At 62.3% G+C, this 14,642-nt stretch carries 6 protein-coding genes; 4 read left to right on the forward strand and 2 right to left on the reverse strand.

Annotated elements, in window-relative coordinates:
* The first annotated feature begins 26 nt into the window (after window positions 1–26).
* Window positions 27–2,543: a phosphoenolpyruvate--protein phosphotransferase gene (gene ptsP, locus G9Q84_RS06600; protein ID WP_181643053.1), complete on the forward strand. Its 2,517-nt coding sequence runs from the start codon at window positions 27–29 to the stop codon at window positions 2,541–2,543.
* A 2-nt stretch (window positions 2,544–2,545) separates the two neighbouring features.
* Window positions 2,546–2,845, forward strand: coding sequence for a PTS sugar transporter subunit IIB (locus G9Q84_RS06605; RefSeq protein ID WP_122756099.1), 300 nt, complete (start codon window positions 2,546–2,548; stop codon window positions 2,843–2,845).
* Between the two features lie 67 nt (window positions 2,846–2,912).
* On the opposite strand, the gene mltF is transcribed toward G9Q84_RS06605, so the two are convergent.
* Window positions 2,913–4,373: a membrane-bound lytic murein transglycosylase MltF gene (gene mltF, locus G9Q84_RS06610; RefSeq protein ID WP_032890750.1), complete on the reverse strand. Its 1,461-nt coding sequence runs from the start codon at window positions 4,371–4,373 to the stop codon at window positions 2,913–2,915.
* A gap of 286 nt (window positions 4,374–4,659) precedes the next feature.
* Here mltF and purL point away from each other — a divergent pair, with 286 nt between their 5' ends.
* Both purL and G9Q84_RS06620 read left to right on the forward strand, forming a co-directional pair.
* Window positions 4,660–8,556, forward strand: coding sequence for a phosphoribosylformylglycinamidine synthase (gene purL, locus G9Q84_RS06615; protein WP_181643054.1), 3,897 nt, complete (start codon window positions 4,660–4,662; stop codon window positions 8,554–8,556).
* A gap of 4 nt (window positions 8,557–8,560) precedes the next feature.
* Window positions 8,561–8,872, forward strand: coding sequence for a YqfO family protein (locus tag G9Q84_RS06620; protein WP_095185810.1), 312 nt, complete (start codon window positions 8,561–8,563; stop codon window positions 8,870–8,872).
* 65 nt (window positions 8,873–8,937) lie between these two features.
* Here the strand turns inward: G9Q84_RS06620 and G9Q84_RS06625 are convergent, their stop codons facing one another.
* On the reverse strand, window positions 8,938–14,616 hold the full coding sequence (locus G9Q84_RS06625; RefSeq protein ID WP_181643055.1) for a membrane-targeted effector domain-containing toxin: 5,679 nt from the start codon (window positions 14,614–14,616) through the stop codon (window positions 8,938–8,940).
* Between the last annotated feature and the right edge of the window lie 26 nt (window positions 14,617–14,642).

A 14,642-nucleotide genomic window follows, 5' to 3' on the forward strand; every position in this document is an offset into this window, starting at 1 on the left:
TACAGAACCAAACAGCAGGTGACGTCATGACCGCAACTCAACCCCTGGAATTGCTGGCGCCTTTATCCGGCGTGCTGCTGGCGCTGGATCAGGTGCCGGACCCGGTGTTCGCCAGCCGCATGATCGGCGACGGCCTGTGCATCGATCCCACCTCGCAGACCTTGTGCGCACCGTTGACCGGGGTGGTCAGCAATATTCAGAACACGGGGCACGCGGTGAGTATCACCGACGACAACGGCGTGCAGGTGCTGATGCATATCGGCCTGGATACCGTGAACCTGGCGGGCAAGGGCTTCACCCGATTGGTCGAAGAAGGCCAGCGGGTGGAGGCCGGCGAGCCGCTGATCGAATTTGACGCTGACTACGTGGCGCTCAATGCCCGCAGTTTGCTGACCCTGATGCTCGTGGTCAGCGGCGAACCGTTCACCCTGCTGGCAAACGGTGCTGTAGACATCGGCCAGCCGCTGTTGCAGGTATCCCCAGGCGAGCCGATTGAAGCTGCAAGCGAGGAGGAGGGTGATGCGCTGTTCTCCAAACCGCTGAGCCTGCCCAACGCCAATGGCCTGCACGCGCGCCCGGCGGCGGTATTTGCCCAGGCGGCGAAGGGGTTCAATGCGAGCATTTATCTGCACAAGCAAACCCAAAGCGCCAACGCGAAATCCCTGGTGGCGATCATGGCGCTGCAAACCGTGCAGGGCGATATCTTGCAGGTGAGTGCGGCGGGAGAAGAGGCTGAGGCGGCCATCAAGGCGTTGGTGGAATTGCTGGCGCAAGGGTGCGGCGAGCCGGTCGCGGCAACGGTGGCGGTGGTTGAGTCGGTGGTGTCTGCGACTGTGCTGCGAGGTGTTTGCGCATCGCCGGGTTCGGCGTGTGGTCATGTGGTGCAGGTGGCTGAGCCTGAACTGAACATCCCTGAAAAGGGCGCGGGCGAAACGGTCGAGCGTGCCGCGCTGGCGCGTGCGCTGCGGGCTGCTACGGAAGCGCTGCAAACCTTGCAAGCCAAGGCGGTCGGCAGTGCCCAGGCGGAGATTTTCCGTGCTCATCAGGAATTGCTCGAAGACCCGACCCTGCTGGAACACGCCCATGGCCTGCTCGCCGCTGACAAAAGCGCAGCATTTTCCTGGCACAGCGCCACGGCGGCCACGGTCAAGTTGTTCCAGGGGCTGGGCAATGCGCTGATCGCTGAGCGTGCAGCGGACCTGGCCGATGTGGGCCAGCGCGTACTCAAACTGATCCTGGAAATTGAGGACCGCGCCTGGGATCTGCCCGAGCGCGCCATCTTGATCGCCGAGCAACTGACCCCGTCACAAACCGCCAGCCTCGACACCGGCAAGGTGTTGGGGTTTGTCACGGTCGGCGGCGGTGCGACCAGCCATGTGGCGATCCTCGCCCGTGCTTTGGGTTTGCCAGCGATCTGTGGTGTGCCCGTGCAAGTACTCGCGCTGGCCAACGGCAAACACGTCCTGCTGGATGCCGATAAGGGTGAGCTGCACTTGGAGCCGAACCAGGCTGAGATCGAACAGTTGAAAGCCGCACGTCAACAACAGGCACAGCGACAGCAGCGCGACGTTGCACAGGCTGCGTTGCCCGCCATCACGCGCGACGGCCATCACGTTGAGGTCACGGCCAACGTCGCCTCATTGCAGGAGGTGGAGCAGTCGCTGACTCTCGGCGGTGAAGGGGTCGGCTTGCTGCGTTCGGAGTTTCTGTACCTCGACCGCAACCGCGCGCCGAGCCCGGAGGAGCAGGCCAGCACCTACACGGCCATCGCCCGCGCCCTGGGCGCTGAGCGCAACCTGGTTGTACGCACGTTGGACGTGGGCGGCGACAAACCGCTGGCCTACGTGCCGATGGAGGCCGAGACCAACCCGTTCCTGGGCTTGCGCGGCATTCGCCTGTGCCTGGAGCGCCCGGAACTGTTGCGCGAACAGTTCCGCGCGATCCTCGCCAGCGCCGGTCTGGCGCGGCTGCATATCATGTTGCCGATGGTCAGCCTGCTGTCGGAACTGCATCTGGCCCGCAGGATTCTCGAAGAGGAAGCGCTGGCGCTGGGGGTGGGCGAGTTGCCGAAGCTGGGGATCATGATCGAAGTGCCCTCTGCGGCGTTGATGGCAGACGTGTTTGCGCCCCATGTGGATTTCTTCTCCATCGGCACCAACGACCTGACCCAATACACCCTGGCCATGGATCGCGACCACCCACGCCTGGCCAGCCAGGCGGACAGCTTTCACCCGGCGGTATTGCGCTTGATCGCCACCACCGTCAAGGCCGCCCATGCCCATGGCAAGTGGGTTGGCGTATGCGGCGCGTTGGCGTCCGAAGCGCTGGCGGTGCCGGTGCTGATCGGGCTGGGGGTGGATGAGTTATCGGTCAGCGTGCCGTTGATCCCGACCATCAAGGCCACCGTGCGCGAGCTGGACCTGGTCGACTGCCAGAGCATTGCCCGTCAGGTGCTGGGCCTGGAAGAGGCCGCCCAAGTGCGCGAGGCCTTGCGTGGCTTTCACGCGGCGACCGTCGAAACCTCATCTGTGCTGGAGAACTGAGCATGTTGGATAAATTGAAGCAGGCGTTCTGGAAAGCCCTGACCCCGGATTTGATTGCCGAAACGGTCGAGGCGCCGACGCAGAGTCTAGTGTCGGCCGACGTGCTGAGTGCGTTGGGTGGCGCGGATAACCTCACGTCGCAACAGCGTGTGGCACTGACGCGGGTTAGGGTGCAATTGCAGGATGTGGGGCGGTTGGATGAGTCAGCGTTGAAAGCGGCGGGTGTGCCGGGTGTGATGGTGTTGGCGGGAGGTGTGGTGCACCTGATCACTGGCCTACAAGACGACGGTGATCGAATGTGAGCCGTTTGAATGGGGTGTAATTTACTTGCTTTGGTGAGCGGGCTTGTCCCGCGCTGGTTGGTGGCGTTTAGAGCTTAGGGTTGTCTTCCGCAGGCTTGGTCTTGTCCACACCTGGCACATGCAGGTTGCCTTCGACCACCTGGTTGCCTTCCAGCTGCGGCTGCGTCACCCACGTCAGAATGTCGTAGTAGCGCCGGATGTTCGCCACAAAGTGCACCGGCTCACCGCCCCGGGCGTAGCCGTAGCGGGTCTTGCTGTACCACTGCTTCTGCGACAGGCGCGGCAGCATTTTCTTCACATCCAACCACTTGTTCGGGTTCAGGCCTTCTTTCTTCGCCAGGGTGCGCGCGTCGTCCAGATGGCCGGTGCCGACGTTATAGGCGGCGAGGGCAAACCATGTGCGGTCCGGCTCGGCGATGCTGTCGTCCAACTCATCTTTGATTTTGGCCAGGTACTTGGCGCCGCCCATGATGCTCTGTTTGGGATCCAGGCGGTTGGAAACGCCCATGGCCTGTGCGGTGTTCTGTGTCAGCATCATCAGGCCGCGCACGCCGGTCTTGGAGGTGACCGCCGGTTGCCACAGTGATTCCTGGTAGCCGATGGCCGCTAACAGGCGCCAGTCGACCTTTTCTTCCTTGGCATAGGCTCGGAAGTGTTTCTCGTATTTGGGCAGGCGCTGCTGCAGATGCTGGGCGAAGGTGTAGGCGCCGACATAACCGAGCACATCGACGTGCCCGTAATAGCGGTCTTTGAGACGTTGCAGGGTGCCGTTCTTTTCCACCTTGTCCAGGTAGCTGTTGATCTCGTTGAGCAGGCTGTTGTCTTCGCCGGCGGCCACGGCCCAGCTCTGGTTGCTGGCGTTGCCCAGGTCGAAGGCCACGCGTACGTTGGGGAAGTACACCTGGTTCATCGCGACTTCGTTGGAGTCCACCAGGGTCAGGTCGATTTGCCCCTCGTCCACCATGCGCAGCAGGTCGACCACCTCAACCGCGTCGGATTCTTCGTACTCGATTGCAGGGTTTTGCTTTTTCAGCTCGGCCAATTGCTCGGCGTGGGTACTGCCCTTGAGCACCATGATCTTCTTGCCCACCAGGTCCGCCGCGTTCGTCGGCCGTGACTGGCCGTTGCGGTAGATGACCTGCGGAGTGACTTCAAGGTAAGGATGGGAGAAACGCACCTGTTGCTGGCGCTGCTCGCTGCTGACCAGGCCGGCGGCGGCGAGCACCGGGCCATTGGTCTTGCCCAGTTGGCCGAACAGGTCGTCGAGGTTGTCGGCAGTCTCGATCTCCAGCTTCACGCCCAGGTCGTCGGCAAAGCGCTTGACCAGTTCGTATTCGAAACCGGTTTCACCGTTGCGGTCCTGGAAATACGTGGCCGGGCTGTTCCGGGTAATGACCCGCAATACGCCATCCTCCTTGATTCGCTCAAGCGTGCTGGGTTTATCAACACAGGCGCTGAGCATCAGGAAGAGTCCGGTGGCGATGAGCCATTTGGCGCATCGCGGGCGCAAAGCAGTTGGTGAGAACATCTGCGCAGTATACGCAAACGGCCCACGGCGCCATATCTCGACAGCGGGGGACTTGTCTGCTAGCGCCGCCAAAACTGTGCTGCAGCCCGCAGAAACGTGGCTTGGCGGGCAAATGTGACGGTTAAAATAACTACGCGCAATGCCTTGGATAACGCCCCGATAGTGTGCAAACCGTGCCAACTGACGTCCGGCAGCAGCCAGCGATGCCGTTTCGGGTGCCGTTGGCGATGGTTTACGCTAGAATGCACGGCCTCAAAGCACACCCCTTCCCGAGGCTGTCCCGAAGATGTTGATCCTGCGCGGCGCTCCTGCCCTTTCTGCCTTTCGCCACAGCAAACTCCTTGAGCAACTGAGCCAGAAGGTTCCAGCGGTTACAGGCCTGTATGCTGAATTTGCTCACTTCGCCGACGTTACCGGCGTATTGACCGCCGACGAACAGCAAGTGCTCGCACGCCTTCTGAAGTACGGCCCAAGCGTTCCCGTTCAAGAGCCGACCGGCCGCTTGTTCCTGGTTCTGCCACGGTTCGGCACCATCTCGCCCTGGTCGAGCAAGGCCAGCGACATCGCCCGCAACTGCGGCCTGGAAAAAATCCAGCGCCTGGAGCGCGGTATCGCCTTCTACGTTGCCGGCCAGTTCAGCGATGCCGAGGCCGAGCTGATCGCCAGCAGCCTGCACGACCGCATGACCCAGATCATCGTCAGCCAGCTCGAACAGGCTGCCGGTCTGTTCAGCCACGCCGAGCCCAAGCCGCTGACCGCGATTGACGTGCTTGGCGGTGGCCGCGCCGCCCTGGAGAAGGCCAACACCGAACTGGGCCTAGCCCTGGCCGAAGACGAGATCGACTACCTGGTCAACGCCTTCAACGGCTTGAAGCGCAACCCGCACGACATCGAACTGATGATGTTCGCCCAGGCCAACTCCGAGCATTGCCGTCACAAGATTTTCAACGCCAGTTGGGACATCGACGGCCAGAGCCAGGAAAAAAGCCTGTTCGGCATGATCAAGAACACCTACGTGATGCACAGCGAAGGCGTTCTGTCGGCGTATAAGGACAACGCCTCGGTCATCGTCGGCTCCGTCGCCGGCCGTTTCTTCCCGGATCCAGAGACCCGCCAGTACGGCGCGGTTCAGGAACCGGTGCACATCCTGATGAAAGTCGAAACCCACAACCACCCGACCGCGATTGCCCCGTTCCCTGGCGCAGCCACCGGTTCCGGCGGTGAAATCCGTGACGAAGGTGCTACCGGACGTGGCGCCAAGCCAAAAGCCGGCCTGACCGGTTTCACCGTGTCCAACCTGCAGATCCCTGGCTTTGAACAGCCGTGGGAAGTGCCGTACGGCAAGCCTGAGCGCATCGTTACCGCCCTCGACATCATGATCGAAGGCCCGCTCGGCGGCGCCGCGTTCAACAACGAGTTCGGTCGCCCGGCTCTGACTGGCTACTTCCGTACCTTCGAACAGTCCATCACCACTCCCCATGGTGATGAAGTGCGCGGTTACCACAAGCCGATCATGTTGGCCGGCGGCATGGGCAACATCCGTGAAGAACACGTCAAGAAAGGCGAGATTCTGGTCGGCTCCAAGCTGATCGTGCTGGGTGGCCCGGCGATGCTGATTGGCCTGGGCGGCGGTGCTGCTTCCTCTATGGCAACCGGCACCAGCTCGGCTGATCTGGATTTTGCTTCCGTACAGCGTGAAAACCCGGAAATGGAGCGTCGCTGCCAGGAAGTCATCGACCGTTGCTGGCAGTTGGGTGACAAGAACCCGATCAGCTTCATCCATGACGTCGGTGCTGGTGGTTTGTCCAACGCCTTCCCGGAACTGGTCAACGATGGTGACCGTGGTGGCCGTTTCGAACTGCGCAACATTCCAAACGACGAGCCGGGCATGGCCCCGCACGAAATCTGGAGCAACGAATCCCAAGAGCGTTACGTGCTGGCCGTCGGCCCTGAAGACTTCGCGCGCTTCCAGGCCATCTGCGAACGCGAGCGCTGCCCGTTTGCCTTGGTCGGCGAAGCCACTGCCGAGCCGCAACTGACGGTCACTGACAGCCACTTCGGCAACAGCCCGGTGGACATGCCCCTCGAAGTGCTGCTGGGCAAAGCCCCGCGCATGCACCGTTCAGCGGTGCGTGAAGCCGAGCTGGGCGATGATTTCGACCCAAGCACACTCGAACTGGCCGACAGCATCGAACGCGTGCTGCATCACCCGGCCGTGGCGAGCAAAAGCTTCCTGATCACCATTGGTGACCGCAGCATCACCGGCCTCGTAGCCCGTGACCAAATGGTCGGCCCATGGCAGGTGCCGGTGGCCGACGTTGCCGTCACCGCCACCAGCTTCGACGTCTACACCGGTGAAGCCATGGCCATGGGCGAGCGTACGCCGCTGGCCCTGCTGGACGCCCCGGCGTCGGGCCGCATGGCCATTGGTGAAACCCTCACCAACATCGCCGCGTCGCGTATCGGCAAACTGTCTGACATCAAACTGTCGGCCAACTGGATGTCCGCTGCCGGTCACCCGGGTGAAGATGCGCGTCTGTATGACACCGTAAAAGCGGTCGGCATGGAGCTGTGCCCGGAACTGGGCATCACCATTCCAGTGGGCAAGGACTCGATGTCCATGGCCACCCGTTGGAACGAAGACGGCACCGACAAGAGCGTGACCTCGCCGCTGTCGTTGATCGTGACCGGTTTTGCACCGGTTACCGATGTCCGCCAGACCCTGACCCCGCAACTGCGCATGGACAAAGGCACCACCGATCTGATCCTGATCGACCTGGGCCGTGGCCAGAACCGCATGGGCGCCTCGATCCTCGCGCAAACCCACGGCAAGCTCGGCAAAGTGGCGCCGGATGTTGACGACGCTGAAGACCTCAAAGCCTTCTTCGCCGTGATCCAGGGCCTGAACGCCGACGGCCATCTGCTGGCTTACCACGACCGTTCCGACGGCGGCCTGCTGACCAGCGTTGTCGAGATGGCGTTTGCCGGTCACTGCGGCCTGAACATCGTGCTCGACAGCGTTGCCGAGGATGCATCTGAGATCAACGGCATCCTGTTCAACGAAGAGTTGGGCGCCGTGATCCAGGTTCGCCAGGACGCAACCCCGGACGTACTCGCTCAATTCAGCGCCGCTGGCCTGGACGACTGCGTGGCGGTGATTGGCCAGCCGATCAACAACGGTGAAATCAATATCTCGTTCAATGGCGATACCGTGTTTGCCGGTCAACGCCGTCTGCTGCAACGCCAGTGGTCCGAGACCAGCTACCAGATCCAACGCCTGCGTGACAACGCCGATTGCGCCGAGCAGGAATTCGACGTGATCCTGGAAGAAGACAACCCGGGCCTGAGCACCAAGCTCAGCTTCGACGTCAACCAGGACATCACCGCGCCGTACATCAAGAAAGGCATTCGCCCACAAGTTGCTGTGCTGCGTGAGCAGGGCGTCAACGGCCAGGTGGAAATGGCGGCGGCGTTCGACCGTGCCGGCTTCAATGCGATTGACGTGCACATGAGCGATATCCTCGCCGGTCGCGTTGACCTCAACGAGTTCAAAGGCCTGGTCGCTTGCGGCGGTTTCTCCTACGGCGACGTGCTGGGTGCCGGTGAAGGCTGGGCCAAGTCGGCCCTGTTCAACAGCCGTGCCCGCGATGCGTTCCAAGGCTTCTTCGAGCGCAACGACAGCTTCACCCTGGGTGTGTGCAACGGTTGCCAGATGATGTCCAACCTCAGCGAACTGATCCCGGGCAGCGAGTTCTGGCCGCACTTTGTGCGTAACCGTTCCGAGCAGTTCGAAGCCCGTGTCGCCATGGTGCAGGTGCAGGAGTCCAACTCGATCTTCCTGCAAGGCATGGCCGGTTCGCGCATGCCGATCGCCATCGCCCACGGCGAAGGCCATGCGGAGTTCGCCAGCGAAGAAGCCTTGCTCGAAGCCGACCTGTCCGGTTGTGTGGCCATGCGCTTCGTCGACAACCACGGCAAAGTCACCGAAAACTACCCTGCCAACCCGAACGGCTCGCCGCGCGGGATCACCGGCCTCACCAGCCGCGACGGCCGCGTGACCATCATGATGCCGCACCCGGAACGTGTATTCCGCGCTGTGCAGAACTCGTGGCGCCCGGAAGAGTGGAACGAAGACGGTGCGTGGATGCGCATGTTCCGTAACGCTCGCGTTTGGGTGAACTAAGGTCGTGTACAAGCTTGCCTTCTTTGTGCCCGACAGCCATGTGGAGACGGTGAAAACCGCCGTCTTTGCAGCCGGCGGCGGACGCATTGGCGACTACGACAACTGCGCCTGGCAAGTGCTGGGCCAGGGCCAATTCCGCGCGTTGGACGGCAGTCAGCCGTTTATCGGCCAGGTTGGCCAGGTCGAAGTCGTCGAAGAATGGAAGGTCGAGTTGGTGGTGGCGGATGCGCTGATCGTGGCTGTTGTGGCTGCGTTGAAGCTGAGCCACCCCTACGAGACACCGGCGTACGAGGTATGGCAGTTGGCGGATTTTTGATTCGTTGACGGCATAAACAAGAAACCCGCTGGCCAGTTTGGTCAGCGGGTTTTTTGTTGCCTGGATTACGGCGCGGGCGTCAGTTGTACCTGGGCGCGTACGGCGTCGATCAAGGTGGTCTGGTAGAGGAAGCGCTGCTGCGCCATGCCCCAGCGATCGATGTAGAACAGGCCCTGGTCATCGACCTGGATCGGGGTCGAGACGATTTCGCCGCTGCGGGATTTGTGCAGCAGGTTGCTTTCGGCCATTGACGGGTGTTCGACCAGAAAGTGGCCGGACACTTTCAGTCGGGTGCGGTCCAGCGGTACGAATGCGGCAGGCTCACGCATGCCAGCCACGCCGACCTTTAGCGTGAAGTCGCTGCGCAGTGCCGTCCAGCGGGTTTCCAGACCTGTCTCCCAGCGGCCGGGGCGGATGGGGGACGACAGGTTGGGCGCAGCATCGCGGATATGCAGGCTGGCGGCGCCTTGCAGCTCGGCCAGGCCGGGCACTTGCAGGTTGGTGTTGGTGTGGGCGCTGCCGATGAACGCCACCCATTTGTGTGGGCCGTGCGCCGCCTGGTCAGCGTCGATCACCCGTGACGCGAAGTAGCTGAACATCTGATTGCGCGCCTCTGTGTTTGCGCCCTTGACGTGGTAACTGGCGGTGCAGTCGAGTGCGCGTACACGCAACCCATATTTGTTGGCTTGCTGGATCACTTCGAAGTAGGTGTTAGCCCCACTGTAGAGCGGCATGTGCCCGGCATCCTGGCGTTTGAGGTAGTCCTTGAGCGCGGGCGAAAGGCGTTTGGATTGGCGGAAGGCATCCAGCTCGGCCTGGTGCAGGTCGGTGAGCAAATGTTCGACGTACAGCGTGTCGAACTTGAGCGCCTTGAGTTGCTTCATGTGTTTGATCAGGAACGCCTTGCTCGTCTGCGCGCTGTGGGCCTCGCCGATGACCAGCCCCGCCAGCCGGCTTTCGCTGACAGCGCGCAGAAACGGTTCCGGCTGCGTCTGCCCGCTGAGTCGCGACAGTTCCGGGCGAGCCGGCAGGGTGTGCTGGCTGAAGTACTGCTGTGCATCTTGGGTCAGACGCTCCCGCGTTTTCTTGAACACTGAAAACGCCTTGCGGTGCTCGGGGGCCGGCAGGAAATGACTGTCCAGGCCGTGGGACTGGTATGACTGGGTCTGGATGCTTTCGCGCAGGTCCGCAGCGATATCGTAGTCGCTGTAATGCGTGACCGTTGCCGCACCACTCGACGGGGCTGGGGATTCTACGGTTCGTTCAGGCCCGCGCACGGCCAGGGTGTAATCGGCGGAAGCGTCGCTGGCGTCGATGCGCAAACCCAAGGCATGGTCAGCGCCGACATTTTCCACGCGCACAGCAACTGCCTTGTGCAGATCGGCCAAGCCCGGGACTTGATCGGCCGCGCGCATGCGCGCGGGGTCCAACAGGGCAATCCAGCGCTCATCGGGCAGGGCTTCGCTGTCGCCTTGCAGGACTTTGTGCGAGTAGAAGTTGCGCAACGCGGTGCTGCGCGTTGTGGTGGGTGGGGTGTCGCCGAGGTTGAGGGCATCATCCAGGTCGTAGCAGGTCGAGGCGTCCAGTGCCTTGATCTTGATGCCTTTGGCCGAAGCCTTGCGTACCAGCGCCACGTAGGAGAATTCGGCGTTGTCGGCAAAACCCATTGCCTTGTCGACGAGCTTCAGATGCCGCTCGATGTGCTTCCAGGATTTGCCGCTGTTGAGCTTGTCCAGTTTCAGGCGAAACACATCACCGGGCAGGTATTCGATGTACAGGCGCTTGAAGCCTTTGTTGAGCAGCGTGTCGATGTTCTCGATAAGCACCTGCTGGCCGACACCGCTGCCGGGGATGGCGCCAATGATCAGGTTCGGTGCGCGGCTAAATGCGGGGTTATCGGTGAGCGTGGCCAACGATGTCTCCCGCGTTACGGTAGGTACCTCGGCACGGGGCGCGACGGGCGGCTGCTGGCGGAAAAAGTCCTCGGCGTCGCGGGTCAATTGGCTGACTTGTTGCTGATACACATCGCGCACCGGCTGCAATTCCCGGGACGCCGCAGCGACGGTGACGTGCGGGTTTTGGTACACCCAGTCACCCTGTTGGCGCAGTTGCGCCGTGAGGTCGGGGTTGAGCACCTGCTCCAGTTTGTCCGCGTACTGGGCGGGCATCTCGTAGTGCTTGAGCGCGTCGGGGGCCTGCGGGACTTTTTGATACTTCGGCGCGACGCCAGTCACTCCGGTACGGCGCCATACACCTTGGGCATCCGGTGCGGCGAGGCGGGTGGTGGAGACCAGCTTGCCGGTGACCGGGTCGAGGCGATAGAGCAAATAGCGTCCGATCGGGTCCGGGGTCTGATGAGCCCAGAGATATTCGCCATTGAACAGCACCGATTGCATCCCCGCAGGCTTGAGTGGCGCGGGTTCCACGGCGCTGATCAACTGCAGCGTCGGGCTCTGTACGAGGCGCCTTGGGGCCTGGCGCACGGCGAACTGTTGCAAGGTGCCGAGGGCCGGGCGCAGGTCGGTGAACAGCCCGCCGGCGCTGTTGAGCAGGTAACCCATCAAGTGTTCCAGGGCCTGGGCGTTGTCGCCCTGATGGTAAGCGTGCAGAGCCAGCATGGCGTCCTTGAACGCCAGCGCCAGACCGATGCTCAGGCTCAGCACTGGAAAAGGCGCGCTAGCGATGGCGGCAACCCATTCCACACAGGTCCAGGCGATGCCGCTGATCATCTGAGTGCGGTTGACGGTAGTCGCGTAAACATCATCAATGGTGCGTTGCAGCTTGAGGTCATACACCTCGCGCCGCAGGTCCTTGATCTGGGTTTGCGCGCGTATCGGGTCATAGCGCGGCGGGCTGATGCTGGTTTTATCCAGCCCTTCAGGCAACTGGTGCCGGGCGTCCTCCAGGAATGTGCGCACTCGTCCCTGGGACTGCACCGCGACGCGTTGCACCAGGTAACCGAGCATGCCGGGCAGTTTTTTCAGCAAGTAGTTGAACTGCCTGGCTTCGCGCACGCTGATGCCATCCGGAGCATTGGGGGTGTAGAGCAGCGTTGGGTCATCGGCATGGGTGAACAGATAGCAGCCGATCACCCAGTCGCCGTCGATGACCAGGCGGTGGATCCCATGGTCGCGGCGGATGGCCGGTGCCGTCTCGCCCATCTTCGCAATACTGCGCTCCAGCCATTCCCGGTCGATGGACGCGATATCCCCCTGCAAGTGAGATTCCAGAGCGGCACTGCGCAATTGCCATTGAGTAATGGCCAGTGTGGTATCGCGGCGCAGCTTGTAGTCCGGGCTGCCGACGTTCAGTAGGCGTGTCTTGATCTCATCGATGTAGCGCTGGCCGATCCAGACGCCGGTGACCGAGCGTGCGACTTTTTCGGCGGTCAATGGGCTCAGGTCGATGCCTTCGGGGCCTTTGAAGCGTGCCGAGCGCGAGAACTTTTCGTCGAGAAAACCGATGCCATCGGCATAGCCGTCGCGATACAGCTGGGTGTAGTTGATGGGCGCAGCCTTTGCCGACCCCGGTGAGTAGGCCCAAACAGTGTCGGGGTCGACATCGTTGCGTGGGCGTCCCAGCAGCTCATTCAGACGGGCGCTCGCCTGCTCATGCAGGTAAGCGCTGAAGCTCGGCACTTGCGCCTCGGACAACGAATAATCGTTGTAGGCGCGCAGAGCGCCTCTGGTGTCGTCCGCCAGTTTCACTAGGGTTCGCCGCGTGGTCAGCGGCGCAGCACGGAACCAGGCGGGCGTGCTGAACTCATCGTCATCCAGGCGCGTGGCCAACACATGGGTGGCCATGGCCTTGAGGCAATCGGCATGGCTGCCGGCGTGTCCGAAGCTGATTTCGCGGTGTTCCTGGGCGTGAAACTTGTAGCTCAGGCCGCTGAGCACCTGTTTCATCTTGGCCCGAAAGCGCAGGGCGACGCGGCTGATCAGGTAATCGGTGAGGGTACCTGGCGGCGATTTGAGGCCATTGTCCAAAGTCCAGCCGAGGATGTGGTTCTGGCAGGCAATTTCACTGTCGAACGCCTGGAACTGTTGCTCGCGCGGAGCCTGCGGCGTACACAGCAACACGCGGTCGACGGCGCCGCTGGCGTCGCGCCGGAGCAGCACCCACAGGTCTTGCAGTTGGGCCTCGTGCAGCGCCAGGGTCGTGGCGCTCAGCAATGGATCGCTGCCTTGGCGCACGCGTTGGATCAGTTCGAAATCGTCAGCAGTGAGATGCCCCTGCAGCATTGCGGTGCAGGCCAGCGCGTTAATTCTGTGGTCGAGCATGGCTTCGATGGCCTGGCACAGCTCGGTCTTGGCATGCAGCTGCTTTTGCAGGTCCCTGAAGTCGATACGCGGTTGCAGCGTGCCCATTTGTTGCGCGAGCCAGGCCGGCGTCAGCGCGGCGTAGGTGTCGGGCAGTGGCGCGCCGTCGTAGCTGAGGCTGGTCTTTTCGAGGAAATCGGAACCGGCGTTTTCATCGTCGGGATGCAGGCCGCGCAAGGCCAATTCGACCAGGTCGCGTTTGTGGCTGTATTCACCGATCGGTGTGATGGCGCGGCGGGTGGTCACCAGCAAGCGTTGTGGTTCCAGGTCGTGGATATCCAGGTCATCGCTCAGGCGCTCCAGCCATTGGTGGCGTGCCAGGGTGTACGGCGTGGCCAGGGCGCCGAACAGTTGTTCCAGGCGCTGCCGGGACTGGTCGTAATGCTGCAAGTGTTCGGCGAGTCGTGCGCGTTGGGTATCTGAGGCGCTGCGGTACCAGTCTGGCGCGCTGTGCCGTAACCATCGGTCGAGCAGCAATTGGGCGCGCCATTGCAGTCGCGCGCCGAGGTCGGGCACGGCGTCGACGATGGCCTGCTCCAGCGCATTGATCAGTGCCTGCGCGTCAGTGTGCGGGTTGTCCACCAGGCTCAGGGCGCGGTCGATGTCGGCGCTGCGCTTGGCGATCAGTTGGTTGTCGAGGTGCTCGAACAGTGGCCGGTCGCTGATCGGGGTCAATGCCAGCGGCCAGATGGCTTGCGGCGTCAGTGCGCGGTAGTCGCTTGCCAGCAGGCCCATGAAGTGAGCGCGCTCGGCGGCGGCGTCCAGGCGTTGGAACAGATCGCTGTTGAGGTCGGCCAGGGAGGCGAAAAATTCAATCCCGCGCGAGGGAGTGAACAGTGCCACGCGGCCAACCGGCGTGCTCGATTGAAGCTCGCTTACCACCGGGCTTGAATGTTCGGTCAGCACAAACGCACCGGCCAGTTCGATGGTTTGCCCCTGGTATTCAAAGGTCAGTGCATACAGGCCGGGGCGTTGCGTGACGCCCAGTGGTACGCGGTCCAGGATCGCCTGCTCTTGAGGGTGGAACAGGCGATCGGCGACCGCGAGTGCGGTTTCGTGGGTCAGTGCGGTGTAGCCGGCTTCAAAGGTCATGAAGGATTTGCGCGCTTTGCCGTCGATCTGCTCGCGGCTATCCATATCCAGCAATTGCGTGTTGAGCGTGGCCTTGAGCGTGGTCAGCAGGGCCTGACCTTCAGTACTGCGCAGATCGCTGTTGGCCAGGTTCTGGTACAGCACGCGGCTGTTTGTCAGGAACTGCTGGCGGTAGTTTTCCAGATGGGTATTCAGGCGCTCCAGGTACGCGAGTGGAGGCGACGCCGGCTGCGTCGGCAGCAGCGGTGCATCGAGGTCGAGCAGGTGATGGCCGATCAAGTTGAGTGAGCCTTTGATCTCGTCAAAGGTCAGGGGTGGGGTGGAAGTGCTCACGGGCACAGGCTCCATGCTGAGGATTG

Source organism: Pseudomonas sivasensis (genome assembly GCF_013778505.1).
GTDB lineage: Bacteria > Pseudomonadota > Gammaproteobacteria > Pseudomonadales > Pseudomonadaceae > Aquipseudomonas > Aquipseudomonas sivasensis.